This window comes from Ruegeria sp. HKCCA5463, from assembly GCF_013034175.1.
Taxonomy (GTDB): domain Bacteria; phylum Pseudomonadota; class Alphaproteobacteria; order Rhodobacterales; family Rhodobacteraceae; genus Ruegeria.
The window spans coordinates 63269-89281 of record NZ_WQFL01000013.1; the positions used below are offsets into that span (position 1 = coordinate 63269).

Annotated in this window: 18 protein-coding genes and 1 pseudogene; 9 read left to right on the forward strand and 10 right to left on the reverse strand. The window is 56.5% G+C overall.

The genetic code is table 11. From position 1 onward, the window contains the following. Nucleotide 1 precedes the first annotated feature (1 nt). From GOW09_RS20535 to GOW09_RS20560, 6 genes are all read right to left on the reverse strand, one after another. Nucleotides 2–1549: a hypothetical protein gene (locus GOW09_RS20535; RefSeq protein WP_171120497.1), complete on the reverse strand. Its 1548-nt coding sequence runs from the start codon at nucleotides 1547–1549 to the stop codon at nucleotides 2–4. Between the two features lie 168 nt (nucleotides 1550–1717). Continuing rightward, on the reverse strand, nucleotides 1718–3268 hold the full coding sequence (xrtD, locus tag GOW09_RS20540; RefSeq protein WP_253284308.1) for a VPLPA-CTERM-specific exosortase XrtD: 1551 nt from the start codon (nucleotides 3266–3268) through the stop codon (nucleotides 1718–1720). Nucleotides 3269–3469: 201 nt separating this feature from the next. Next, nucleotides 3470–4903 carry a hypothetical protein gene (locus GOW09_RS20545; protein WP_171120503.1) on the reverse strand — a complete coding sequence of 478 codons (1434 nt, stop codon included), beginning with the start codon at nucleotides 4901–4903 and terminating at the stop codon, nucleotides 3470–3472. A 156-nt stretch (nucleotides 4904–5059) separates the two neighbouring features. Further along, nucleotides 5060–5671: a polysaccharide biosynthesis/export family protein gene (locus GOW09_RS20550; RefSeq protein ID WP_170346999.1), complete on the reverse strand. Its 612-nt coding sequence runs from the start codon at nucleotides 5669–5671 to the stop codon at nucleotides 5060–5062. A 122-nt stretch (nucleotides 5672–5793) separates the two neighbouring features. Then, on the reverse strand, nucleotides 5794–8247 hold the full coding sequence (locus tag GOW09_RS20555; protein WP_171120506.1) for a tetratricopeptide repeat protein: 2454 nt from the start codon (nucleotides 8245–8247) through the stop codon (nucleotides 5794–5796). Between the two features lie 70 nt (nucleotides 8248–8317). After that, the gene (locus tag GOW09_RS20560) at nucleotides 8318–9007 is read right to left on the reverse strand and encodes a sugar transferase (protein WP_371807922.1); all 690 of its coding nucleotides are present in this window, start codon (nucleotides 9005–9007) and stop codon (nucleotides 8318–8320) included. 655 nt (nucleotides 9008–9662) lie between these two features. On the opposite strand from GOW09_RS20560, the gene GOW09_RS20565 reads away from it, so the two are divergent. The 4 genes from GOW09_RS20565 to GOW09_RS20580 are packed head-to-tail and all read left to right on the forward strand — an operon-like array spanning nucleotide 9663 to nucleotide 13787. After that, on the forward strand, nucleotides 9663–10520 hold the full coding sequence (locus GOW09_RS20565) for an ExeA family protein (RefSeq protein WP_171120590.1): 858 nt from the start codon (nucleotides 9663–9665) through the stop codon (nucleotides 10518–10520). Between the two features lies 1 nt (nucleotide 10521). Further along, nucleotides 10522–12063 carry a lipopolysaccharide biosynthesis gene (locus GOW09_RS20570; RefSeq protein WP_171120508.1) on the forward strand — a complete coding sequence of 514 codons (1542 nt, stop codon included), beginning with the start codon at nucleotides 10522–10524 and terminating at the stop codon, nucleotides 12061–12063. A 31-nt stretch (nucleotides 12064–12094) separates the two neighbouring features. Further along, complete coding sequence (locus GOW09_RS20575; protein ID WP_171120511.1) at nucleotides 12095–12922, forward strand: CpsD/CapB family tyrosine-protein kinase; 828 nt, start codon at nucleotides 12095–12097, stop codon at nucleotides 12920–12922. Then, a complete protein-coding gene (locus tag GOW09_RS20580) occupies nucleotides 12903–13787 on the forward strand; it encodes a glycosyltransferase family 2 protein (RefSeq protein WP_171120513.1) in 885 nt (294 codons plus the stop codon). The genes GOW09_RS20575 and GOW09_RS20580 overlap by 20 nt, the downstream gene beginning before the upstream one ends. 59 nt (nucleotides 13788–13846) lie before the next feature. Here GOW09_RS20580 and GOW09_RS20585 read toward each other — a convergent pair whose 3' ends face one another. After that, nucleotides 13847–14413, reverse strand: coding sequence for a VPLPA-CTERM sorting domain-containing protein (locus tag GOW09_RS20585; RefSeq protein ID WP_171120516.1), 567 nt, complete (start codon nucleotides 14411–14413; stop codon nucleotides 13847–13849). A gap of 1042 nt (nucleotides 14414–15455) precedes the next feature. Between GOW09_RS20585 and GOW09_RS20590 the strand changes: the two are divergent. The 3 genes and pseudogenes from GOW09_RS20590 to GOW09_RS20600 form a co-directional block, all read left to right on the forward strand. Further along, a pseudogene (locus tag GOW09_RS20590) lies at nucleotides 15456–15588 on the forward strand (IS5/IS1182 family transposase); the annotation flags it as partial. Nucleotides 15589–15822: 234 nt separating this feature from the next. Next, the gene (locus GOW09_RS20595) at nucleotides 15823–17355 is read left to right on the forward strand and encodes a glycosyltransferase (RefSeq protein WP_171120518.1); all 1533 of its coding nucleotides are present in this window, start codon (nucleotides 15823–15825) and stop codon (nucleotides 17353–17355) included. A 21-nt stretch (nucleotides 17356–17376) separates the two neighbouring features. Beyond that, entirely contained in the window at nucleotides 17377–18519 is a 1143-nt protein-coding gene (locus GOW09_RS20600) for a cyclopropane-fatty-acyl-phospholipid synthase family protein (RefSeq protein ID WP_171120520.1), read from the forward strand. Between the two features lie 192 nt (nucleotides 18520–18711). Here the strand turns inward: GOW09_RS20600 and GOW09_RS20605 are convergent, their stop codons facing one another. After that, nucleotides 18712–19758, reverse strand: a complete 1047-nt coding sequence (locus GOW09_RS20605; protein ID WP_171120523.1) for an FkbM family methyltransferase — start codon at nucleotides 19756–19758, stop codon at nucleotides 18712–18714. Between the two features lie 421 nt (nucleotides 19759–20179). Here GOW09_RS20605 and GOW09_RS20610 point away from each other — a divergent pair, with 421 nt between their 5' ends. After that, a complete protein-coding gene (locus GOW09_RS20610; RefSeq protein WP_171120525.1) occupies nucleotides 20180–21235 on the forward strand; it encodes a tyrosine-type recombinase/integrase in 1056 nt (351 codons plus the stop codon). Nucleotides 21236–21361: 126 nt separating this feature from the next. Continuing rightward, nucleotides 21362–23281 (forward strand): hypothetical protein, encoded by a 1920-nt coding sequence (locus GOW09_RS20615; RefSeq protein ID WP_171120527.1) that lies wholly within the window; start codon nucleotides 21362–21364, stop codon nucleotides 23279–23281. A 118-nt stretch (nucleotides 23282–23399) separates the two neighbouring features. Here GOW09_RS20615 and GOW09_RS20620 read toward each other — a convergent pair whose 3' ends face one another. Continuing rightward, nucleotides 23400–24416 carry a ParB N-terminal domain-containing protein gene (locus GOW09_RS20620; protein WP_171120530.1) on the reverse strand — a complete coding sequence of 339 codons (1017 nt, stop codon included), beginning with the start codon at nucleotides 24414–24416 and terminating at the stop codon, nucleotides 23400–23402. Between the two features lie 77 nt (nucleotides 24417–24493). After that, nucleotides 24494–25921, reverse strand: coding sequence for an AAA family ATPase (locus tag GOW09_RS20625; RefSeq protein WP_171120533.1), 1428 nt, complete (start codon nucleotides 25919–25921; stop codon nucleotides 24494–24496). Nucleotides 25922–26013: the final 92 nt, after the last annotated feature.

Consider the following 26013-nt stretch of genomic DNA (forward strand, 5'->3'; position numbering starts at 1 on the left):
ATTATTTAGAGGCTGATCTTTGATACAAGGCCCACGGCGCAGTTGACGCAAGTATATTGAAACCTTGAATTTCGGGTGGAAACGATTCCTTCGAACAAACGACGATTGTATCGGCTTTGGCCTTTGATAGCACGGCCGCAGCGGATGGTAATGTATGATTGGTTTCCAGTGCAATCTGTTGAACTGCGCCTTGCACGCCGGCTAACGAACCAACTATGCGCAGCGGTTGCTGTGTGGGGTTGGCAAAGGTCGGAACTGCCGTACCGTTGAAGATCATAAGAAAGGACAAGGGTCTGCAACTGGGCTTGAAAACCCACGAGTCCTTGGCATCTTCCACATAAGCCCCGGCGCCCAGGCTGCGCGTGTCGTGGAGATTCAACGCCTCAAGATAAGAGGCGTAAATTTTGCCATCCTGATACCACCCGACGGTCAACATTAGATTGCGCAACAGAAACAGTCCGGCGATCACCGCAACAGCTGTTTGTTGTGATCGAAGCCTGGCACTGGGATTCAGCGACAAGCTGGCGGCCAGAAGGGCCAGCATCAGAAGCGGGATCCGTTCACTCAGATGTCCGACGCCGAACAAGTTCGGAGGGATTATCAAGATCAGCAAACCGCACAGCGCCACGGCAAGCTTCATACGCCGGTCGATCCGCCATATCCCGGTGATAAGGCCACCGATCAGCACACCCCATAACAGGAGGCCAAAACCCCAGTCGAATGTGCGCCATGTGGATTCAGCCACGCGCAGGAACCCGTCGACGCGCAGATAGGCCTCGGTGCTCAGACGCGCCCATAATGTTCCTTGCTCGGCATGAGCCAGTAGGTTCGAGACAGGCGTGGCGACGCCTCCACTTGCGGTTTTCGTTTGCAGGAAGATCACGGCCGGTGCGACGGCGATCAATGCAAGCCTTGCGGCTTTGCGCATCAAAACCGACAGCCCCGGATAGCCTGATCTGAGCGCAAGCGACAGTTCGACCATGCCCAGCAGCAGCCCCCACAGCGCAAAGGCCAGACCGTGAATAAAGAAAAGAAGCAGCCCCAGACAGGCTGTAATGGTCAGTTGCCGGAGGGGCCGGTCCTGTGCCGCAATCCAATAGCCGGTTGCGCCCAGCAGAACCCCCAATCCAAGCAGAAAATTCGAAAACCCCCAGATCAGGATGTGGTTATACGCGACCAGACCGGCCAGAAACACGGTCAGCACCGAGAGATGCCCATGCAGAACACGTGACAAATACAGGATACCCGCAAACGGGGCCGCAATGATCAGACCGGCGATCAGCTTAGCACCCAAAAGCGGGGGCAGCACTTTCATGACACCTGTACCCAGAACATCCAGCCCGAGATTGGGCAGCAATTGCCAGGCGGCCTCATAGTTCTGTTGCAGTATGGCCGAGTCCGGAAGATTGGCCAGAATGTAATAGCGGGCGATATGGGCGTAGAAATCCGTCAATGGCAGAACGGGTGTCACGCATAGAGGAATGAGGCTGGCAAGCAGAGTCAGTGCCAGAACTGGTCGCAGAGAACGGCTTTGGGATGTCGTAATCATTTCTGCCGCAGGCACTTTTCCAACCATACACTAAAAACTAAAAAACTGTTTCATCAGGTATCAATAACACATCATTATGCAATCTATTTTTCTTGCCGCAGTCCCTCGAAACCCGTCCACGACGATCTGGCGTCAAAGGCTTGGAAGCCCAAACACTGACCTCCCTTCTTAAAATGGTACAAAACGCGGCAGACGGTTCAGGCTTGGTTCCATGAACCTCTGCAACCTTGCATCCGCATCCGCTTCGGTTTCACCGGGCAGGATGGGGGTCACAAACCGGACCAGAGCGCCATCGGTGCGCCCCATGGTGAAGCCGTCCTGAATGACGCTCATCTTGGCGCGGAAATCATTGACCATACGCTTGCCGCGCTGCTCGAACCAGTAATAGACCAGCTGTTTTGACAGCTCTTTCTGGATCACGGCGCGGTTGACCGTAAAGCTGCCATAAGGCGTGTTGCCCGGGTTGATCTCATAAGGTTCAAGGCTGAAGATTTCCCAGCCGCCCACCGGCAGGCACACTTCGGGCGAATGGATGCCGTCGCCGTCGGTCTGCTTGTCGTAAAAGGCCACGAACATGTTCACGAAGTCGCCCGATCCGGTATTGATATAGGTGGCATTGAGGTAATCGCTGGCCCCCAGAACCTGTTCAACCTGTGGATCCAACGTGGTGGGCGACCCGGACCAGGGGCCAAGCTGCCGTGGATAGAGAACAAACGGGTCACGTTCCACAGGCCGCACTTCGGAAGCGGGCCGCAGGGTCCAGGCGGTTGAAACCGCAAGCGTCAGAAGGGCCGCAACCGCCAGCGCCACCGATGCGCGAATGCCAAAGATACGCAAGGCAACAGAACCCAGCCCCTGGGTATCCAGATCAATGGTCTCGGCAAAGGGTTGCGGATTCGGCGCCAGGCGCTGCAAGCCGATGGCCATCAGGAACAGAATGGCGACGCAGAGCAGGAAGATGATCCAGCCTTCAAAGAAATGCATGAAGCCTTCAGCCTGCTCTATGCCGTGCTGATTGACCAGCACGCCGATCACGCCAATGCGGATCGAGTTCATCAGCACGGTCAGAGGGGCGGCCGAAACCAGCAAAACCACCTTGTGCCAGATCGGGCCACGGTAAAGCAGGGCAAAGAGATACGAGAAGCTCAGGATCGGGAACAGATAGCGCAGCCCGGAACAGGCCTCGGCCACCTGCAGTTTGTAGACCCCCAGATCGATGATGTTGCCTTCGATGAAAACCGAAACACCGGCCATCTGCACGAACCAGACGCCCAGCTCGGACGAAATCCATTGCAGGAAGATCGTGAGCTTCCAATAGACGAACTGCGGCAGTGGCAGCATAAACACCAGATGCAGCACGGGAAGCTGGTGGTATTTGCCCCGCTGCCAGCCGAACACGGTCAGCATGACGCCGCCCACCCAGATGATCATGGCATAGGTGACGATATCGGGAATACGGGCCAGGTTGCCCAGAATGGCAATGAGCAGGGCCGCGGCAATCACAAGCACGCCCGGCCAGCGATCATGCACAACCGGGTTGGGGGGCGGCATATCCCGCAATTCACGCAGGAACAGATACAGCGAGATGATCGGGATCAGCGGGCCATGGCTGTATTCGGGGGTGCTCCAGGCGGCGCCCAGAGACACGATCCCGATCCAGAAGACGGGTACCGATCCAAGCAGCAGCAGGACAAACCAGAACAGCCCGACGGTGTTCATGACCGGCAAGCCTCTTCTGGCCGCTTCAAGGATACTACTGCGGCTGTTTTTCGAATCGAGGTGATGCATCACGGTCCATCATGCACAATAAGGTGCGGCCTGAAATTATGACGGCTCAAGCTCCCGCTATTTTGATCCGTTTTCGGGACATTGGGCGCGGGATGTCCTGATTGTCGATATCATGAACCGCGTGAATGAACGTCAGGGTTTGAGAGAAAAGCGCCGGCCCAAAGTCAGAAAGACCGAGTTTGAAGTTGCCTTAAAGCCGTTCTGATCGTCCATTTCATATTGGTACCCCACGTTTACAGCCCAGTCTTTCGTGACCGCCCGTGTATAGGACGCACTGAACGTACCGCGCTGGCGCGGGTTGGGTTGACCGGTTCCCTCGTCTTCCTGGTCGATGTAATCGATACTGAAAGACAGCCCCGATACCGGGTTGATGAAATAGTCATATGTCAGAAACACCAGTGTTTCGCGTGTTTCTATGCTCTGCGTACTGGTGCCGACCCGGCGTTGCACCGTTGCCCCGATCCGGGAACTGGCCAGCTGATAGCTGTAGTCGAGCTGCCCGATCGGTGTGACTTCGTCGAATGGTCCTCTGGTCAGGCCCACGTTGAAGCTCAACACGCCGTTGGCGCGCTGAAAACTGCGGCCGGCCGTTGCGTTTATCCGTGACCCATTGACCCCGAATGTCTGGTCAATCTGAAAATCCGCCGAGCCGTCTGGCAGGGTTTTGCTCCATGCGAAATCCCAGACGAAATCCTCGGTTACGGTGTTTGTATTGGTTGTGCGCTGCGTGTCATCCACCTGACTGTAACCGATATTCGCACTGACGGTAGTGACAGGGGATACGTCATAGGTCCCGCCAACTGTCACAACCGTCGTTTGCTCATCGGTTCGCACGTTGTCCTCTGCCGAGAAATCAGTGTAGCCGAGACGCAAGTTGGCCTGAAAAACCGGTGACACCCGCAATGTCGTGATCGCCGTGTAATTGCTTGACTTGTTGTCGAACAGGTTCGGATCGATTGTGTTTGTATAAGTGCGTTCGCTATAGCTGTAGATGAATTGGAACCCGATTGGATCATTCAGGCCGGTTTGCCAATTCAGGTTGCCCAAGGAGTTGACCTGATCCCCGATGGTTCCGATCACATCGGCGGCATCAATTCTGCCATCCAGATTGGTGTCGGTCAGTGAACGATTAAAAGCCAGATCCTGTTCGCGGTAATCCAATAGCAGGTCAAGCTGGCTGTTCTGGCGCGACCGCTGATACGACAGGCGGGCAGACGGGTCCGCAAAGCTGGAATCCGTCCCGATAATCGGCTCATTGGCGATCCGGTACAGTCCGGAAAGGTCAAGAGCCAATCTCGAATCCGAGGTCTGCTTCAGAATACCCAATGCCAGCGTATTCTCCCACCAGGTCGTGGACCCAAGCGAAGGATCGGTCAGGCGAAGATTGCTGTCATGTCTGAGCGACGAGAGATAATCCAGGGTCACACTCAGGCCGGTCCCGGTCCCAATCTGCTGACCGGTCGGCAGGCCGACCCTTCGGGCCGGGTTTCGTTGTGCCCGTTGTGCGATCAGTTGCTGGCTGGGTGTCTGCTGCACAACCGTCGGTGCGACGGTTGTCTGCTGCACGGATGTTTGCTGTGTCGAGGTTTGTGTTTGCTGCGCAGTCGTTTGCTGTGTCGAGGCCTGCTGCCCGACAGCTGGTGTAAACGAACTTATGACAGCGATCCCGCCCCCCAGAATGGTGGACAGCCTGCTCCTGGATTTCCCCACCTGTATCAGCCCCTATTCGAACAAGCGGCGTGCTGGTACGACAACAACGTCTCCGGGTCTAAGCACTGTATTGCCTTGGATGCCACCGCCCGAGCCTTTGTAGTTATAGGTGTATTTTCTCATCACGCCTGTTTTACTGTCAGCCCGGCGCAATTCGATGCGCTTGCGAGCCGCGAAATTGGTCAGGCCACCGGCCTGAGCCAAAACCTGGAGAATTGTTGTGCCTTCGGTTGCCAGATGCTTGCCGGGCACATTGACCTCACCCATGATGAAAACATCGATGGTTGGTCCGGATGCGGCCTGTCCGCCCAGAAGCGGCGGCGGAGCCAGCGACGCCACTGAAATAAAGACTGTCGGCGGCGTATTGAAATTCGAGGCCAACGCCGATGAGAGCGACGCGCTTAATCCGCTGGTCGACTGACCGGCCGCACGGATCGAGCCGGCAAGCGGAAAGTTGATGGACCCGTCCGGCAGAACCAGAATGGTCCGATTCAGGGTGGGGTCTTCGAGAACTTCAACCTGCAGCGCATCACCCGGTTGGATTTGATAGGATTGCGCCCATGATGCGGTGGCCACGATCATGGTAATGACAAGTGCGGTCAAGGACCCGATGACTGTACGCATATTCAAATCTCTCACTTTTTCCTACTTATGCCTTCCCACAAGCTGCAAAACAATCAGCAGGGAGTCTGATACATACAAGATGCGGCAGAAATGCAGCGGCGGCGCGCGTGCACTCTGTGCGCTTACTGACCTGCGTTGCTCATCGTGACCAGCCGTTCGATCTCGGCCTCTATGGATGAGGCAATCTCAGCCGAGGCTGCCCCGGTCGCTTCAGCTGCACGAAAACTGCGCAAAGCTTCTTCGTGCCGGTCCAGAGCGGCGTATGTTTTGCCCAGATGGTACAAGACCAGAGGATGCCCAGAGAAAACCTGTGCCGCAGATTCCAGGTACTGGACGGCCTCTTCATAATTGCCGACCTGATACGCCACCCAGCCATAGGTATCTTGAAAGGCGGGCTCTTGCGTGCCCCGCAGACGCTGCGCCAAAACATGCGCTCGTTGCAGGCTTTCGGCATCGTTGCGCTGGGTTGTCAGCAGGCTGGCAAGGTTGTTGGCAACCAAAATCGACTGGCCACTGAGGGGGTAGAGCTTTTCGTAAACGGCAATGGCCTGCTCCATATCGCCGGCCTGTTCGTGAAGCGCTGCCTGCACAAATAGCAGATCGGGATTTTCGGGCAGGGCAATCAGTGCCTCGGCCAGGACATCCTGGGCTTTTTCGATATTGCCACGCTCGGCTTCCAGCATGTGAAGCGCGACCCATGCCCGTGTTATGTCAGGGCGCTCATCGATGATCGCGCGATAAATCTGTTCGGCCTTGTCAAGTTCCCCTTCTTCCGCCAGCGCACGTGCCTTTACAAAGCGCAATGGCAGGGAATCCGGGGTTTCCGTAAGTTTCTGATCGATCCGGGCAAAGGCTTCTTCGTGTTTGTCCTGAGCCAGCATCAGTCGGATAACCGCGATATCAGCGGGCAAGCCGAATTGGGGATCTGCGGCCAATTCGTTGAGAAATTCCATCAGGTCGTCAGAGCGGTTCTGGGAGGCCAGCATGTATGCCCTGAGCTCGTTCGAAAGGCGTTGCGCGTTGGGGTCTGTCAGCGCTTCGAGCGACTTCAGAACAGCTTCAAGGCGGTCCCAATCCTGCTGACGCATATAGGTTTGGGCAAGCAGAGACAGCAGGTCCGGATTTTGCGGGCTTTTGCGCAAGGCATCCAGCAACACGCTCTGGGCAATTTCCAAGTCATTTTTTGACAGCAGATATTGACCATAGCGCGCAGCCTCGGTTCCTGCGTTCTGGGACATCTCCGCAGCCAGGGCAAGCATTTCGCCCATCAGTTCGCGATCGCCGTTGCGCTCGTGAGCATTGGCCATAAGGGTCATCAATTGCGGATCGCGGGGGGTCTGGCTCAGGGCTTCGCGCAGCAGGATAATCGCATCACCAGTCTGATTATCCTCAATCAACCAGGCAGCCTTGAACTTGAGCGCCCCCACCTGTTTCGGATCTTCTTCAAGAATCTTTTCGACCAAAGCACGAGCTTCTTCAGATTCCCCCTCGCTGAACAGCATCCGGGCAAATTCTACTTCGTTTTCCCGGGTTTGTGCGGTTCGCTCTGCATCTGCCAGAAGATTGCGCATTTCAGAAAGCGCGGTTTGCGTGTCCCCGCTGTGAAATTTCAAAGTGGCCCGCCATGCGCGGAGCTTTGCGGCGTTTGTACTATCCTGCGCGATGATTGCATCAATTTCGTTGATAGCGGCTTGGGGACCGCGATGGTCGTTCAGGAATGCAATAAGGCGTTGAGTTGGCATGTGATCTTCGGCCTGAGGGTCGATCTTCCCGCGCAGAATATCCTCAGCCGCATCCAGCTCGTTCCAGTCGATGTAATGCTGAACCAGCATCGCCTCGACGCCCTCATCCTCGGGGTAAAGCTGAAGCATGCCTTTGAGCTGCAACGCTATCTCTTCGTGTTTGTTCTGAGCCTGTAGGGCACGCAGTCGGATCGCGTACAAATTGTCCTGCTTCGGCACTACGGCCAGTGCGGCATCAATCTCGTTGACCGCATCATCCCAGAGTTCGTTGCGGACAAGCCAGTCGATCACGATTTTCCGCGCGCTCATCAGATCGGGTTTTTGGTCGATCATTTCGCGTGCGGTCCGAATGATGGAATCCGTTCTGGCCACATCCCCGTTACGGATCGAGTCGGTATAGGCCAGGCTGTTATTGATGGACTCGACCTCTATATTGTCGGGTTCCAGTTCGGCGGCTATCGCACCATGGCGTCTGACAGCGTCCCAGTTGCCCAAGTCAAACGCCATCTCGGCCAGTGCGAAGTGGCTTTCGAAATTGTCCGGGTATTGTTCGACCAACAACAGGTACTGGCCGAATGCGACAGGGATGTTCTCTCGATCACGCTCAAGCCGGGCATAGGTCAGGCGCGCCTCTTTGTGCTGGCCGTTCAGTTTGAAGACGTTGCGGAATTCGACCAGAGCGCGCTCGACGTCACCCTCTTCCAGCAAGGCCAGCCCGGCCTGATAATGTTTCTCGGCCCGCTCTTCAGCGGTGTCACAGGCACTCAGGAACAGGAACGCAGCACACAGAAGCGATGCAAGACGTGGGAGATGGGAAAAGACGGACTGGTTCATGGGTAGGTTTCCACACGATCTGGGCGCAACAAGGATACAGCCATCCCAAAAAGGCTACAAAATGACCGTTTCAGCAACCGGTCCCGCGCAGAACCGCAAAAATTGTCCGAAACAGGATATGCATGTCCGTCTTGAGCGACATATCCTTCCAGTATTCCACATCATGCTGCGCGCGCTCGGCGAATGTCGAGTTGTTCCGGTTGGAGACCTGCCATGAGCCGGTAATACCAGGGCGCATTCTGTAGTACATGTTGTTTGGATAAAGCTCTTTCTGGCAAACCATCATGGGGCGGGGGCCAACCACGGACATTTCGCCAACGAAAACATTCCAGAATTGCGGCAACTCATCCATCGAGGATTTGCGCAGGAATGTCCCGAACTTGATGATGCGCGGATCATTCCGCAGTTTCTGGTCGCGATTCCATTCCTCACGGGCTTCAGGGTTTTCTTTCAGATGTTCTTGCAGCACATTTTCGGCGTCATGCACCATTGTGCGTAGCTTGATCATCTTGAACGCCTTGCCGTTCTTGCCCAGCCGTTCCTGCCGATAAAACGGAGTCACGCCCTGGAATGCCAAAAATGCGGCCAGCATAAGAACAAAAGGCACAACGAAAGGTGCTGCGAGCAAAGCGAACGCAATGTCAAAAAGACGCTTGCCCACACTTCTGTACACCCCTCGACACGGCAACGGAGTGGGTACAACAGAAATACCGGAGTAGCCCGCGCCAGCGTTGGCCACTTCTTTCGAATGACTTGTCACTATTTAAACCCCCAACACACACAATTACTCACGAACCACTCACCAAACTTACGAACCGAACACGCTCGACCTCAACCACATATATTTAAAATCTTATATTTTTATACCACTTCGACCCTGCACTTACTCACTTGCGAGGCCGCTTTCCCGTATCTAACTGTTAACAAATTCCACCTGCCTTGCAAAACATTAATGCTGGCGAACGTGTTCTCTGGTCGCTGAATACAGGTGCTTTTTTACAGTATCGTGAAGATGCGATCAGCTGATTGGCCGCAAATTCATGAACTTTCGTTTCCCCGCGGGACACAATGAGCGAAAATTTCACCCTTTAGGTTTGATTTCCGCCCTTAGAATCTTTTTTAATGTGTGATCACATCAGGTTCTGGTCGCCTCTTTTTTGGTCAACCTAATAAGGACACAACGGAAACAATCGCACCGATCACTTCAGATTGAGAAAGCGGGAAGGTCAATTCACCGCGTGTGCAGTTTAGTGATGCCTGCTATCTTGATTTTGTGACAAACTAGTACCCAAGTACTTTTTGTTTATGTGATGTGTTCGTTGTGTAAGGGATTTCTGGTGGTTCAGAGTATGAGTTTGGATAATCTCCGGGGGGCCAGTACGAGGTTTGACAAGGCAGAAGGCAACCGAGGTGCAATGGCGTCCAGCGACGGGTTTTATCTAGATTATTTCGGGCTTGACCGACGGCCCTTCACGCTGCTTCCGGATCCCGGATTCATGTACTGGTCGCCGCTGCACAAGCGCGGTTACTCGGTCCTGCAATTCGGCATCATGAGCTGTGCGCCCATCACCGTGCTGACCGGGGAAATCGGGGCCGGGAAAACCACCCTGATACAGCATCTCCTCAGCGAGATGGAGCAGTCGATCACGGTTGGGCTGATTTCGAATGCGCAGGGCGGTCGCGGAGAGCTGCTGCAATGGGTCCTGCACGCGCTGGGTCTGCCGATCGAGGCGGATGCAAGCTATGTACAGATATTCCGGGCACTGCAGGATTTCCTGGTCGCGGAATATGCCGAGGGCCGGCGGGTGGTTCTGATCTTTGACGAAGCGCAGAACCTGACCGTCGAAGGGTTGGAAGAAATCCGGATGCTGACCAATATCAACTCGAATACGGATGAGCTGATCCAGCTTGTTCTGGTTGGTCAGCCTGAATTGCGCGACATGGTTCTTGATCCCAAGATGCGCCAGCTGACACAGCGCGTTGCCGCAAGTTTTCATCTTGAACGGATGGATGAGTCTTCGGTCAAAGCCTATATCAGACATAGGATGAAAACGGCTGGCGGTTCAGGCGATGAGTTCACCGAAGAGGCCTGCAAGCAGATTTTCACACAAACGCGCGGTGTTCCGCGACTTGTAAATCAGTTCTGCGACTTTGCCCTGCTTTATGCCTGGACGAATGAGGCCGAGAAAGTGGATGAAGAGGTTGTGGAGCAAGTGGTCAAAGATGGCGTGTTCTTTGGCGGAAACTCACTCGAGAAGGAGCTGACAGTCTGATATGGGCCCGGTTCGCTATTACTTTTCCATTTTCCTGAGGCGGTTTCCGTATTTTCTGATCGTCGCGCTCATTGTCTCTGTGGCATCGATCATCATAGCACGGGCGCTGCCCCCGACCTACCTGTCTCAGATGCGCCTGATCGTGGAATCGCCCCAGATTCCAGGCAGCCTGGCCGCGAGTACTGTGACCACACCTGCAGCAGAGCAACTGCAGATCATCGAACAGCGCCTGCTGACCCGGCCGGTCCTTCTTGATATCGCCCATGAATTTGAGGTTCTGCCCGATCAGGACGAGGCAACCCCCGATCAGATCGTCAACGCCATGCGCAAGAGCACCTCGATCTGGATCACCGGGGGTCTCAATCAGGCCAATCTGATGACAATCACCTTCGAGGCGCGCAGTGGCCAGATTGCGGCAGGTGTGTTGAACAGATACCTGACGGAAATCCAGAAGCTGGATGTCACCTATCGCAAGGAACGGGCCACAGATACCCTGGCTTTCTTCGAGCTCGAAGTAGAACGGCTGAGCGACGAGTTGAGCCGGCGCAGTGCCCGTATCCTTGAGTTCAAGAATGAAAACTCCAGCGCCTTGCCCGACAGCCTGCAATTTCGGCTGGCGCAGCAGGGGGCATTGCAGACCAATCTTGAACAAACAGACCAACAGATCTTTTCGCTCAAAGCGCAGCGCGAAAAGCTGGTGAATATCTTCAGTTCAACCGGTCAGGTTGTCGGGGTCTCCCAGCAGAACCTGTCCCCTGCGCAACAACAGCTGAGCCAGTTGCGGAATCAACTGGATAATCAGCGTGTGATTTATTCCGAAAACAACCCTCAGATTAAGCTGTTGCAAGCCCGGATCGAAAAGCTCGAGGAAGTGGTTGCCGCCGAACAGGCAACAAACCCAGCCCCGGTTGATGTACAAACAGGCAACTCGGCTCTTGATCTGCAACTGGCCCAGGTCGACTCGCAGATTTCGGCGTTAGAGGATCAGAAACGGGTTATGGAAGACCGTCTTAACGCTCTGACGTTGACCATCGATCAGACGCCGGCCAATGCCATCACACTGTCTGAACTGCAGCGCGAACATGACAACATCCAAACCCAGTACAATGCCGCAGTCAGCCGTCTGGCCGCAGCCTCGACCGGGGAACGGATTGAGGTCACGTCCCAAGGGCAACGTATTTCCGTCATTGAGCATCCCTCTACGCCAAGCGAGCCTTCGAAACCCAACCGCCTGATGATTGCCGGAGGGGGATCGGCCTTTGGTATCCTGCTGGGGCTGGGGCTGGTGGTTTTGCTGGAGGTCCTGAATCGGTCCGTGCGTCGGCCCGAAGACCTGATCAACAAGCTTGAGGTCTGGCCGATCGCCACTATTCCCTATGCTCCATCACGCGGTGAAGTGTTGATGCAGCGCGCGGTATGGGGTGGGATCATACTGGCTATTCTAATCGGAGTGCCAGCCGGGGTCTGGGCGGTGCATACCTATTACCTACCCCTCGATCTTATTACCGAGAGAGTGATGGATAAACTGGAGACATACTGGTGAGTATTGTTTCGATTGATTTGGTGAATGTGTGATGGACCGTCTTCAGAAAGCGATTCAAAAGGCGCGCGAGGAACGGCAGAGCCGCGAACGCCCGCCGCCGGTCATGGAACAACCGCCCCGTCACGCCCCGTCAGAAGACGCTTGTGACGCCCGGTGGCAAAGCGTACCCGAGATACAGATCGACCCAAAGCTCGCAGTGCGCAACCGGCTTGCATCGCTTGCTGGCGGCGGAGACGCCACCCCCTATGACATGTTGCGGACCAAGATGCTGCAACAGATCTTGTCCAACAAATGGCGCAGGGTGGCATTGACCTCCCCGTACAGCGGGTGCGGCAAAAGCACGACGACGGCCAACCTGGCGTTCAGCCTGGGGCGGCAGGAAGATCTGCGGACGATCGTGATCGATTTCGACATGCGGCGCAGGGGGCTGGCCGAGATTCTGAAGCAAACCGGCAACCACAGTATGGCCGACGTCATTCAGGGGTCGGTGCCGTTTCACGAACATGCGCTGCGGTATGGCAAGAACGTGATCTTCGGGCTGAATTACACGCCCACGCGCAATCCGGCGGAGATCTTGCAAAGCCGACGGGCAATCGAATTTCTCGAACAGCTTGAGGCGGATTACAAACCCGACGTCATTCTGTTCGACACGCCCCCCCTGATGATGAGCGATGACAGCCACGGGTTTCTCAGGAATGTCGATTGTGCCCTGCTTCTGGCGGCCGCCGAAGAGACCAGCATCGACCATATCGACGTTTCCGAACAGCAACTGGCGGAACTGACCAGCGTCATGGGGATCGTGTTGAACAAATGCCGATACATCAGCGGAACGTTTGGCAATGAGTACGGATCCTACTGATACGGCCCCGGCCGATGCAGTGATCATTCCCCATTACAACGATTTGCCCCGGCTGGAACGATGTCTTCTTGCCCTGAGAGAGAATGATCTGACGGCAACTGAAATCGTTGTCGTTGACAACAACTCTCCGGTGTCGCTGGATACGATGCGCCAGGCCTTTCCCGAGGTGCATTTCGTGGTGGAAACCCAAAAGGGCGCGGCCCATGCCCGCAATCGCGGAGTTGCAGAAACCAGAGCGCCCCGACTGTTTTTCATTGACGCCGATTGCGTACCCGCGCCGGACTGGTTGAGCGTCGGGCGTCAGGTCGCGGATCAGGCCGATCTGATTGGTGGCCGGGTAGATGTCTTTGACGAAACCCCACCCCCGCGCAGCGGCGCAGAAGCGTTCGAGGCTGTTTTTGCATTCAACTTCCGCAGGTATATCGAGGTTCAGGGATTTTCCGGCGCCGGCAACCTGCTGACCCGACGCGATGTGTTCGATGCAATCGGCGGGTTCATCAACGGTGTCTCGGAAGATCGGGAATGGACCATGCGCGCGGTCGCGCGCGGTTATAGCCTGATCTACCGGGACAACTTTCGTGTCAGCCATCCGTCCCGGCAGAATTGGCCCGCGCTCAAGGCCAAGTGGCGGCGCACGACACAAGAGGCATATCTGCTGCATGGCACCAACGCCGCCGCGCGCATGCGGTGGGCGATCCGTGGGTTGGCCATGCCAGCCAGTGCAATTGTGCACACCCCGAAAATCCTCAGAAGCGACAAGCTGTCCTCGGCGGGCGAAACCAGTCGGGCGGTCATCACATTGTTCCGGCTCAGATGTCAGCGGATGATCTGGATGTTGCGCCAGGCGGCAGGTGGCAACATCTGATCAAAAGAAAAGGGACCGCGAAACGGCCCCTTGTCCTGTTTGTCAGGTTTGTGTGTCGCTTAGGCGGCCTTGCGGCGACGCGTCAGAGCCAGACCACCAAGCGCGGTCAGAAGCAGCAGACCACCGGCGGGCAGCGGAACTGGTGCGACGTCGAAATCAAACGTAACCGGCACCGGCTTGCCACTGGCATCGGTTGCCCCTGTAGAGTTGGCCCAGCTAAACACCAAATTCTGGCTCAAGGTGTTCGGACTGACGCTGCTGAACAGCGTGCTGAGTGTCGTCTGAACACCACCCAGAACCGACGTCGATGCCAGCACGTTGGCCGGATTCAAGGCGTCGACCCAGCTCACTGTCAGACCTGTGAACGTGCTCAGCAGATTGATGGTGATCGAAGCGTTCGCAACACCAAAAAGAGGATCAATGGGCGACTGGAAGTTGATCATGTAAGCCCCGGGTCCACCCATCGTGGAAACCGTACCGGAGAAGAGCGTGTCGGAGGTGATGTCATATCCACCCCCCGGCAGAGGACCACCACCCGCTGACACCGAGGTCAGAGCGCTGGCCGATCCGGCCATCATCACAGCAGTAGCAAGCCCCGCCGCCATCATTTTAAAAGTTCTAAACATACAAAGTCCCACCTTTGATTTTTATACACACAACCCGCTCGAAATCTCGGCAGGGCACCTACTGCAATCATTAATAATTCATTTCTATTTGATTGCGAAGGATTTTTCGCTGGATTGTGGCTTTTTCTGGGCGAAAGACCACTTTCGGGGGCACAATAAATGGCTGAAATTCAGTTTGTTTCTCAATCGTGAACCGGAGTCACCCGAATAAGGCGAATCTACGTCTTGAAGACATCGCTGATATTCAAGGAGTCCAAGATGTTCTGATAGCCCCACTTAGGTCATACTGACAAATGGCGAAATGCGAGCCCTGATAATATCACGCAGGCCCTTTGGCATTTCGCTTGCAGGACCTGCCGGCTATGAGCGTGCCGCAACAAGCCTGCCGTTACGAAATTCCTTGCGCAGATGCTGGGTGTCAATGCCTTCGCATCATCCGCGGCAACATCGACAGGCCTCGAACAGAGTCGCAGCGACCTCCAGATGCACCAACGCATCTACTTGCGAGCGAAAGGAAAAAGTGGTGTTTCGATGGTGCGGCTCATTGACGGATTTATAACATCCCACGGTAGATCGAATTTGTAACACAACCACCTTATCCTGTCATACTCTCCAATAGGACGCCGGGGATGATTTTAGAAATCCGTATTTTCTAAAATTGTCCTCGGAACAGTTTTGCTCTAGGAGGCCGAAAAAAGGGTCTCGCGCCTTTTTTAGCCAGCAGGCGTAAGTGCCGATGGACCGGCGCAAGGCAATCACGCGCCGCATGGGTTGCCCGAATAGCGTTCGTCACATGCCCCGCTAAAGTTCATAATGGAAATTTCTGCGCGTTTCAGCGCGCTCGATTTCACGCCTGGTTTTTGGACAGCGCGCCACGTGCGGCGCATACGTCTCCCTTATCAACTGTAACAAAGTGTCCGAGAATCCGGGAAAGTGCTGCGCCGTCCTAGGATCAGGACCCATTGATTTCAGCCGCTGTCTATGATTCATCACGTCCAAAACAAGCGGTGAACATGTCTGGCCGCACAACGAGAAGATGGCGCGCCTGATAGGCCGCACCAAGGGTGGCATGAACACGAAACTGCACGCCATCTGCAACAGCCAAGGGCGTCCGCTGAACCCACATCATCACCGCCGGACAGGTCAGTGATTATGTCGGTGTGCTTGCCTTGCTTGGTACCGGACATAGAAGACGACTGCGAACAGGATCACGCCACTCGGATATTGTGCACCTTTGAATGAGGTCATGAACTGGCTTTCGACTTGAAAAAACAGAAGATCAGTCACCCGCTGGCGGCGCGAGCGTCAATGGTCAAAAGTTTGCAACACAACCTCCTTCAACGCATCTGGCAAACCCCGGCACAAATGAGTAGAAGCGATCTTGTTTTTTAAGTTATGGAAGCCGCTGCATGGAACATCTTTCGTCCCACCACAGCCAAGTGGTCAATGTCCAGCGCCCAAAGTACTTTGTGGACATTTCCGGCACCCTTGAACATTCGAAACGAAGCGATTTTCTGACAGGCATTCAACGAGTGGTGGTGACGGTGGCAGCGCAGCTTGCAACCAAGCTTCCTCCGGAGCAGTTGTATCTGTCCTGGTGCGACAAAGAGACGAAAACGTACCACTGTCTCCGTTATGATGCGCTGTCGAAGGATACCGGCATCCTGACGGCCCCGATCCTGCGCAGGCACTTCTTTCCGGAATTGGCGGTCCAGGACCTCGACTCCCTGCTGGGAAAATACAGCAAGCGCCCTCTCAAGCGGCGGTATCACATCGCGCGTCTCGACCTGCTTGCACGCAGGGGGGACGAACGGAGTTTTAAAAAGCGCGGCACAACCCTCAAGGAATGGGCAGAATTGCGCGCCAAAATGAAACAGGCGGCGGATCTGCGCAAATCGGGCCAGCCTTTCGCCGATATCTACGCCCCCGGCGATCATGTGCTGCAACTGGATCTGGCCGTGCAGGACTGGCAAATGCGAATCCTGGCCGAACTGGGGCAGCTTGAGGTGATGAAACATCTGCTGATCTACGATCTGATCCCGCTCGACGTCCCTCAAGTGGTCAGCGGGGACGCGGCGCGCAACTTCCTGTCCTGGCTGGACGAGGCGGTGAACCATGTCGACGCTTTCCTAGTCATCTCCGAGTTTTCGCATACGAAGTTGAAAGAATATCTGGAGAAGACCGGACGCCCCGGGCGCATCACGACCCTGCCCCTGGCGCAAGACCGCCTGCCTTTGCCCAACACATCGAAAGACGAAGACGACGATCCTGTCTCTCGCCAGATGGCGGAATTGTATCCTCTGGCCAGCCGGCTTCACGGAAAGGGGCACGAGGAAACCGAGCTGTTCTGCCGACCCTTTGTGATCTGCGTCGGCACCATCGAGGCGCGCAAGAACATCTGGCGCATCGCCATGGCCTGGAAGCAATTGGTCGAGGAAGGAGAGCGCGACGGCAAACGGGAAATACCCACTCTCGTGTTCGTCGGAAACACCTCGCACATGCCGAAGGATTTCAAGCAATTCATGGAAGGCACCGGGGGGTGCCACGGCTACATCCGCATTGTTTCCGGACCGTCGGACGATTTTCTCGAATTGCTGTATCAGCACTGCCTGTTCAGCGTTCAGGTCAGCCTTGCCGAAGGCTGGGGGCTGCCTGTGGGCGAATCCCTGGCCTATGGCCGCACTGCGCTGGTGGGGCGTGCCTCTTCCTTGCCAGAGGTCGGCGGGGATCTCGTGGAATATTGCGACACCGAAGACATAGACAGTATCGCCGATGCAGCCAGACGCCTGCTGGACGCCGATCATAGGGCAGCGCTCGAAGCGCGGATTTCTGAGGCAACGTTGCGCAGTTGGAGCGATGTTGCGGATGACTTGCTGCGGTTTGTCGAAGCGGACAAGGTGCAGGTAGCCCGCCTGCCTCAACAGCAACCCTCTCAACAGTAATCCTCAAAAAGGCAGATCGACATGTTTAAATCACGGAAGAAAAAACGCGCAGCCATTGAGGCTGCTTTCAACAAGACCATCGACGCGGCAGCCTCGCAGGCGGCGACACAAGCTGCAAGCGAAGCCATACAGCCGGACAGGGTGAATGCCGTGCTTCACGATCTGGTGGCCATGGTCAAGCCCGACGGCCAGCCCAACATCAACGCCTTGTGGCACGAACTCAAAGAGCTCAACGCGATCAAGTGGTCGGTCAAGCAGCAGGGTTACGCGATCGGACGGCAGGTTTTCGAGCATACCAAGACACTGCCCGTTCCCGACAAGCCAGAGGCATTCACGCTGGACTGCAAGCCTTCCACACAGGCGGATGTTCAATCACCCTGGTTCCTCTATTGGATGGACCAGTTGCAATCCGCCCCGCTGCCGCATCGCAAACTTTGGGAATTCGCCTGGATTCTCCAGAATCTGCACGGCCACGGGAAACTGACTGCGGGACAGCGCGCATTAGGGTTCGGATGTGGCACAGAGCCATTTCCATCCTACTTTGCCAACCTGGGGATCGACGTTGTTGCGACCGATCTCGCCCCCGAGGAAGTCCATGGTCGCGGCTGGGCCGAAACCGGCCAGCACACCGCGAGCCTGGATGCCATCTATGAGGCAAAACTGGCCCCGCGCGAGGCCTTCGACCGTCACGTATCGCTTGATTACGTCGACATGAACGACATCCCGGCAAAATACGACGGGCAGTTCGATTTCTGCTGGTCCATTTGCGCGCTGGAACACCTCGGTTCGATCAAGAACGGCCTCGACTTCATCGAAGCATCGCTCAACACGCTCAAACCGGGCGGGATCGCGCTGCACACGACGGAATTCAACTATACCGAAATCGATCTCACCACGGATAACTGGCAGACCGTCCTGTTCCTCCGCCGTGACTTCGAAGCGCTGGCAAAACGGCTGAACGAAGCCGGGCACACGGTTGCTCCTTTGAACTTCGACGTAGGTCACGATCCGCTGGATTGCTTTGTGGACCTGCCGCCTTTCGAGTTCGATAAATTCATGAACTACCAGCCCGACGATTCCAGTTACCGCGAAGGTCACCTGAAAACGAGCGTTGATGGTTTCCCGTCAACCTGCTTCGGCTTTGCCGTACAGAAGAAGGCATAGCCCTGAACTTGTGGCCCGCAGGCATCGCATGAGTGTCTGCGGGCAGTACCAGGGTCAGGATGCATTGATTGCGTAATCCTGACCCCAACTCTGCACCCCATAAAAGCCCGGCCGCCATGACGATGTCTGCGCATGCCATCCATCTGTCAGCCGCAGGGCTTGGGGTCGTCTACCCGGCACAACTGCCGTTCACTATTCCGCGCCCCCGTTCAGGGCGCCCTTGATGCGCACGGCTTTTGGCAACGCCTGATAAGCCTCGCTGCACATCCATGTGTAGAAAACCAAATGTGGGACTGCGTCGTCCTGCATGACCCAGTTGCGGAACATGCCACGTGGCGCACCACTGGTGTGAAACAGAATACGCCGAAAGATCTTCTTCGGTGTGCCTGTTCGGTCAAAAACCAGCATTTCCCACCAAGGGCGCGGACGCCGTTTCATCAGGTCGGACACGACCTCATAGCGCTGCTCAACAGCGCGGCAATGCGCCGAAAGGTCGTTCAGCACCTGACGGTGCCGTTCCACTTCTGCCAAGGCCTGACGCGTGCTGTTCGGCGTGTATTGGTCGATGGCAACATTCAGGGGCGGGAAGAAGCGTTCCGCAAGCTCTGATTTTTCCTCCGCGACATAGTAGCGGTTCAATCCGTCGAAATAGGCGAATTGGTATCCCGCCTCCAAAAGCAGAGGATCCCATGCATGGTGGTTCTGCTCCGTGCTCAACGGCACAACGGCCTCTGCCACAACGATCCAGGGGCGGTGGCGAGTCCAGTCCGCACTCCGGATCACGGCCTCTTCAGCGCCTTCGACATCGATCTTCAGGAAGTGCACCTCTTGCCCTGCGGGAACATGTGCATGCCAGATATCCGCCAGTCGCCGGGTCTGAACCTCCAGCGCTTCGACATCCCAACCCTTGTCGGCATGGGTCTCGGCAATGTCTTTGACAAGCGTCGTCAGCCCCGTATCGCGGAGCAGGTTGAGCGTCAGCGTGCCTTCTGTATCACTCACGGCGATATCGAGATTTATGTCGCGGGGGCGCAGTTCCTGCAGGCGCGCAAAAGCATCGGGGTTGGGTTCCAGGTTGATACCGTTCCAACCAGCATCATAGAAGATCTTCGTTATGGACTCTTCGACGGGGTCAAAGGCACCAATGTCGATGTAGAATCCCGCCTCCACTCCTTGCAGGGTACGATGCAAAAGGATGTCTTCCGCGCCGTGCGAATGGGACGATATGATCTCTGTCATGTCACTGAGTCCGCCTGTCTGTTGCTAGTGTTTTGAGGACGTTTTCCGTTTCGAATCCTTTACATGGTTTGGATACTTTCGAACAGGGACAGAAAACTTGTTCTGCCATGCTGCACGGTGGGCTGGCTTGGCGCGACGCAGATTGTATCGGGTGGCATCTTCTTGCGCATCCGTTCACCGCAAAGCACAGACATGCGACCGCGCGTTCTTGAAGCGGGAAACAGTGGGGTCTGAGCCCCAAGAGAACACTGATCGAGGTCATTTTTAAGGGAGTGATTTCAAGCTGAGTTTTGGACAATACTCATTTTTCTGGTGTTATGCATTCTATATTGCCTATTTTGGTTTTTCATTATTAAACCCGATAAGTATCGCTTATCATGTATACTTGATTTCTGCGCAAAACCGGCCCAGATTAGAGGCCATGACCACCCCTGCCCCCTATCTCCCGGCCACCTCCCCTGCCCTGTCGCAGGCGGATCAGGACGCGTTGACAGACCTTTATGTGCGCGGCACACCCGCCAATACCCTGCGCGCCTATGAGCGCGACCTGCTCTATGTGACCGCCTGGAAAACCGCCCGCTTTGGCACTGCACTGGACTGGCCGGAATCCGAGGCCACCGCGCTGGCCTTCATTCTCGATCATGCCCGTAGCCTGGGGGATGCACCCACCGACGATCCGGCGCGTCAAACAGCTGAGGCGCTCATTGCGCAAGGGGTGCGCAAGTCGCTGGCCTGCCCTGCCCCGTCCACGCTGGATCGGCGCATCGCCTCCTGGCTGGCGTTTCACCGGATGAAGAACCTCGCCAGCCCGTTTGAGGCGCCGCAGGTGAAACAGGCCCGGTCCAAGGCGCGGCGCGCGGCGGCACGCCCCCCGGCTCCAAAATCCGCCCACCCCATCACCCGGGGCGTGCTGGAACAGCTGCTCGCCACCTGCCGCGGCACCCGTCGGGACTGCCGCGACCGCGCCATCCTGATGCTGGGCTGGGCCAGCGGCGGTCGGCGCCGGTCCGAGATCACCGCCCTGCGACGCGAGGATGTGTCCTGCAAAGAGTTCGAAGACAAAGGGCTGATCTGGATCTCATTGCTGGAAACCAAAACAACGGCAAAGGGCGAGACACCCCGGCTGGTCCTGAAGGGACGGGCCGCGCAGGCGCTGATCCACTGGATCGAGGTAGGAGAGATATCGGACGGGCCATTGTTCCGCCCCATCTCCAAGGCGGACCGGGTGCTGAACCGCCGCCTGTCGCCAGATGCGATTGCGCAGATCGTCAAACACCGGCTGAAAATGGCCGGGCTGCCCGAAGATTTCGCCTCGCCTCACGGGTTGCGATCAGGGTTTCTGACACAAGCCGCCTTGGACGGCGCACCGATCCAGGCCGCAATGCGCCTGTCCCTGCACCGCTCCATGGCGCAGGCACAGAAATACTATGACGACGTCGATATCTCTGAGAACCCGGCAACCGATCTGTTGGGGTGAGCCCGCTTCAAGCCCGGATTATCACAATCCCCTGCTGGCACCGTGAGATTCTGCAAGATTTTTTTTATTGCATCACACCCCTGCCAAATGGAACCCTGATCACAGGTAAGTACAGGTGTTCTGTTTATGTTTGAGATTTTGTTGCGCGGTATTTCAGTTGTCTTGCTGCTCTTTCTGCCAGGTGCCTGGATTGCGTTCTCCCGATTGCTTCGAAATGTGGACATCTGGGATCGTTTTGGTGTTTCGTTTGCTCTTTCGATCCCAATGTCTTGCGCCCAATACCTGGCGCTGGCCTATGCAGGTATGGGAACGGGCACGATCCCCTGGGCCATCCTGACAATAAACTTGGGATCCATTTGGTTCATCATGCGATCCTGGCAGTGGGTACCGCTCCAGAACTATCGCCTGATTATTCCATCGACATTGGTGTTGCCGCTTATTGTACTCGTCGTACATGCAAATGCGCCCTACGTTTATCAGTGGTCACATACATTTTTACACGCAGATTTAATCTATGCCCTGATAGAAAATCCAACAGCACCAGAAGAATGGCAATTGGCCGGGCTGGGCACGGGATATCCATGGTTTGGCCATCTGCAAAGGGTCTTGCTTGGGCAGGTTCTCGATCAATCGCCGATAAATGCATATTTGTGGATAAACCCGGCAATGGCATTTGGCTTTGGCGTTTTGTCCATTCTCGTCGTTAGGTCTGTCGGCGGTGGCCCTGTGGCAATGCTGCTCGCCCCGATCCTCGCAGCCTTATCCACAAACCCGATCGGCGTGCTTGGCAGAGCAATTTCTTCGTCTCTCTGGAACGGGGCCGAGCGTTACCATCATTTCATCGGCGACGCGCGCTACGATGCTACAGGCCTGAAATTCCTGTTTCTGAACACAAACCAGCTTGGGTTGATCCTGATGCTGGCAATGCTGCTGACTATCCTGCGCTCGGCAACCAATTCCAGCCCCAAGACGGCTATTCCGCTTTGGATTTTGTTCCTGGTGGGTATCGGGTTGGTTTACCCCCTTTATCTTCCGGCAGCAGCGACATTTCTTGGGGCCGCTGGCATTATGTGGGTTCTGGATCAAACACAGACTATGAAATCGCGCCTGAAAAACGTCTCGCTCTTATACGCTTCCGTCTTGCTGGGAACGGCCTGCACCTATTTCCTGGTGACGGCCCAGACAAGCGATCGCGTGGCAGGAGCCGGGATTGAGCTTCATGTTCCCGGTCAGATCTGGCGCCATGGCGTGGCCGCGGCAACCGGGCTTTTGATTCCTGTTGCTGCATGGGTGTTCGCACTGATGAACCGGGGCATCATGCCGCGTGAACAGCTTACTTTCCTGACTCTCGCGGCATTCGCAGCAGGTTCCATGGCGGTGCTTCTGCATGTTCCCAACTTTCGCAACGAATACAAATATGTGATGGTCGCCTCCCTATGCGGCCTGCCTTTTGTCGCCTTGTGGTCAGAGTATCTTTGGCGGAAATCGAAACGACCCTGGGCGCTAGGCGCACTTCTTCTTCTGATAGTGGCCGGGGGTTTTGCGACCGCCTATCCCAGAACCAAAATGTATGAACCGCCGTTTCAGGTAACCTTTTCCGGTGAAGATCAAAGGCTGACAGATGCAGAGGGCCTGGGGGATGCTTTGGCCGTCATACGTGACCGAACCGAACCGGGCATACCTACATTGGTCGCTGCCACACCCCTGCACATCACGCCGTTCACGCGCCGTCCGGTTTACATCCTATACGATGACGACACCTACTTGACAGGCCTGGGAATGAAGACTGGCTATCTGCTGCAAGATGTCAAAGGATTTGATCCGGCTTTGCTGACGTCCAGGCAAAACCGTCTGGACGCATTTTTCAACAGCGAAGTATCACAGGACCGGGAACAGGCTTACAGTCTGATCCGTAGCGAGCTGGGCGAACCGTTTACGGTTTTGTCGGACAATGTTCATCAGCCTGCATTGCTGTCTTGGATGGACAGCCGCGGCGCTGAGCTTCTGCATGCCGGCCAGCGTTACTCAGTTTGGTATCTTGAATGACAGGCGTGGCACGGAACTGCCTGAGGCGGGCACAACTCCGTCGGCTTGCATGCTCCAGATTTCAAGTCGGCCCGGCGCAAAGCTTGCAAGCCGTTCACGCTGTTTCGCGCGCGAAACATCATGTGCCGCGCGCGTGCAGCCAGGCTTTCAGCTCCGCAAGAAATGTCTCGGACATTCCCTCGCCGGACAGGGTGACCTGTGCACCGTTTCGACTCTGTTTCAACTGAATGCCACCGAATGTCTCTTTCTGGGGGGTCTTGGCAGCAGGTGGGTTTTCCCCATTCGACCCCAAGCCGCTCACTGCACGGGTCAGAGCTGAAATCTCGGCTTCCCCGCTCTGAGGCGCGGCCTTCCGCAGAGCGGTGGTGATCAAGGAAGCTGCTTTTGCCTCCTCTTTCAGAACTTTCGCAATCGACAGCCCCAACCGTTCAGGAATAGCTGACGCAAAGCGCAGATGGTCATCCAGGGCGTGATAGATCGCGATGAACGAGCCGATCTTGGATCGCTTCGCCCGGCTGGCCGAGGCAAACAGCCCACGCAGGGCCGCAGTCTCATCCGGGTAAACGCCCTGCTCTGCCGCGCGCGCCACGATCCGGGCGCGCTCGTAATAGCTCAGCCCGACGCGGATTTCATTTTCCTCGACCATGGCCACATAGGCATCAGATGCGCTCTGCGGCTGCCTGAGGAACGCACGCACGGTCTCAAAGCGGGCCTCGCCCGTCTGCTGCGCCAAAGCCCGCAGCGCTGTCAGACGCCGCCAGCCCGAGATCAACCCGTAACGCCCGCCCTCCAGTTCCACGACCTCGATCGGGGTTTGCTGCCCGCGGGTCTTCAGGCTTTCCTTCAGCGCCTCCATATCCGCATCATCTGCCGCCATGCGATCACGCACCAAATAGGTTTCCTCGATAGCGTCCAATGGCAGATCCTGCACCAAGCGCCCTTCGGCCCGCGCGGCACGCAATTCTCCGGACAGCTCTTCCAGCGCCGCCTGCGCCGCCGTGGCCCCGGCCACCTGCGCAACCGGCGGCGTGGTCCGGGGGGTGTCTGTGGGGAACATCGGGTTCAGCCCGGGGGCAGGGCGGTTGTCTTCCAGATAATCCGGCCGGGCAGGGGTCAGTCGTTTGCGTTTTGCCATTGGTTTCTCCTTTTCCTGCGCGGATCAGACTCTGTTTCGGGACGTGGCAGGCGTGTTTCGCGCGCGAAACATCGCGCTCAGAGCGACAATTCCGGTGTTCCCGCCTCTTCGGCCTGCCGGGCCCGTTCTTCGCCCCGCCAGACGCCGATCAGCAGCTTCTTGAACGAGGCATAGGTGGCATCAAAGGTTTCCCGCCCGCGCACATAGGTCTCGCGGTTGAAATCGCGGTAATCGGCCTCGTAGATACCGTTGACCTGTTCCCCCGCCTGACCGATCAGCGCCGTGTAGCCCTGCCAGTGTGGCGACAGGGTCCGGCCCAGATAGGCCTGCATCAGCCCGGCCAGCTCCGCCTGCTGGCTGCCATCATAGCGGGTGATGATCGTGCGCACCGCATCCCACTGAAACGCCATCTCGGGCCGCCCCAGGGCGCGAGCGGCCATGTTCTCGCCATCCTCGATGGACTGGAAGGTGGAATGCAGCATGTCAAAGAAGCGCCCCGTGGAGTCGAACTCCAGGAACGAGGCCCCCATGGGCACCAGAAGGATATCCGAAGCCGCCAGCCCGTTGATCGTCAGATAGCCAAGGGCAGGGGGGGTATCGATGAAAATGATATCATAATCGTCCAGCACCCCATCCTCGTCCAGCGTATCCGTCAGCGCATCCCACAGCTTCCAGCTGCGGCCCTGCATCCGCCAGACCGGGATCTGGAATTCCGCCCAATAGAGGTTCAGCTGCGCTCCGATCAGATCGATATTCGGCCAGTGAGTGGTTTGGATCAGATCGCGGCTGCGGGTCTTCAGCGCCTCGGACAGGGTATCATCGATCGGATGCGGGGCCTCACCCCGGTCAAGACGCCCCTGATTGTCGCGGCGCAGATGGGTGGCGTAGTGGCGGGCGAGCAAGGGGAACACCGTCTGCCATTCATCGCTGACTTTGCCGCCAAAGATCGACGTCATCGAACCCTGGCTGTCCAGGTCGATGACCAGTACCTTGTAACCGTCCAGAGCCGCCGACATGGCCAGATGCGCGCAGGTCGAGGTTTTGCCAACACCGCCCTTGAAATTGGCCACGGACACGATCTTGGCGGGCAGACCCTCGGGGCGGTAGGGGCGGTATTCTTTTGCCTTGGATCCTTCCGAGGCGAAATGCGCTCGCAGCCGCAGAACCTCATCCAGCGTAAACCACTTGGCACCGCCTTCGGTTTCGGACTGCCCTTGGGGCAAATCCGGATTGCCTTTCAGGACCCGGCGAAAATGAGCGGGCGCGACAGGGATCAGATATTTGGTGATTTCCCAGGTCGAAAACAGGCGCAGCTTTTTCTGACCGTTTTCTTCCAGCCCCCGGTTCGCCAGGTCGCTACGCCCCCGCGCACAGGCATCCGCGATTTGCGAGAACTCATGTGTTCCGGTTGGGTCGCCCAGTTCAGCATAGGCCAGATCCGGGTCGATATTGAAATACGGGGGAAGCCCCTCGGACGTTGCTGCTCGCATTGAAATACTGCCCATGTGCTATGTTTTTGCCAATATACCACAAAAGGAAGCATGCGAAAGCATTATGAGCACAAAACCGGATTTTCTAAGCAAAATTAAAGGGTAGA

Bases quoted from the DNA above. Each gene is read 5' to 3' on its own strand.
- GOW09_RS20550 (WP_170346999.1), bottom strand. From the start codon at position 5,671: ATGCGTACAGTCATCGGGTCCTTGACCGCACTTGTCATTACCATGATC.
- GOW09_RS20565 (WP_171120590.1), top strand. From the start codon at position 9,663: ATGGCGTCCAGCGACGGGTTTTATCTAGATTATTTCGGGCTTGACCGA.
- GOW09_RS20605 (WP_171120523.1), bottom strand. From the start codon at position 19,758: ATGACAGAGATCATATCGTCCCATTCGCACGGCGCGGAAGACATCCTT.
- GOW09_RS20580 (WP_171120513.1), top strand. From the start codon at position 12,903: ATGAGTACGGATCCTACTGATACGGCCCCGGCCGATGCAGTGATCATT.
- GOW09_RS20535 (WP_171120497.1), bottom strand. From the start codon at position 1,549: ATGATTACGACATCCCAAAGCCGTTCTCTGCGACCAGTTCTGGCACTG.
- GOW09_RS20610 (WP_171120525.1), top strand. From the start codon at position 20,180: ATGACCACCCCTGCCCCCTATCTCCCGGCCACCTCCCCTGCCCTGTCG.
- GOW09_RS20585 (WP_171120516.1), bottom strand. From the start codon at position 14,413: ATGTTTAGAACTTTTAAAATGATGGCGGCGGGGCTTGCTACTGCTGTG.
- GOW09_RS20555 (WP_171120506.1), bottom strand. From the start codon at position 8,247: ATGAACCAGTCCGTCTTTTCCCATCTCCCACGTCTTGCATCGCTTCTG.
- GOW09_RS20595 (WP_171120518.1), top strand. From the start codon at position 15,823: ATGGAACATCTTTCGTCCCACCACAGCCAAGTGGTCAATGTCCAGCGC.
- xrtD (WP_253284308.1), bottom strand. From the start codon at position 3,268: ATGAACACCGTCGGGCTGTTCTGGTTTGTCCTGCTGCTGCTTGGATCG.
- GOW09_RS20615 (WP_171120527.1), top strand. From the start codon at position 21,362: ATGTTTGAGATTTTGTTGCGCGGTATTTCAGTTGTCTTGCTGCTCTTT.
- GOW09_RS20575 (WP_171120511.1), top strand. From the start codon at position 12,095: ATGGACCGTCTTCAGAAAGCGATTCAAAAGGCGCGCGAGGAACGGCAG.
- GOW09_RS20620 (WP_171120530.1), bottom strand. From the start codon at position 24,416: ATGGCAAAACGCAAACGACTGACCCCTGCCCGGCCGGATTATCTGGAA.
- GOW09_RS20570 (WP_171120508.1), top strand. From the start codon at position 10,522: ATGGGCCCGGTTCGCTATTACTTTTCCATTTTCCTGAGGCGGTTTCCG.
- GOW09_RS20600 (WP_171120520.1), top strand. From the start codon at position 17,377: ATGTTTAAATCACGGAAGAAAAAACGCGCAGCCATTGAGGCTGCTTTC.
- GOW09_RS20625 (WP_171120533.1), bottom strand. From the start codon at position 25,921: ATGGGCAGTATTTCAATGCGAGCAGCAACGTCCGAGGGGCTTCCCCCG.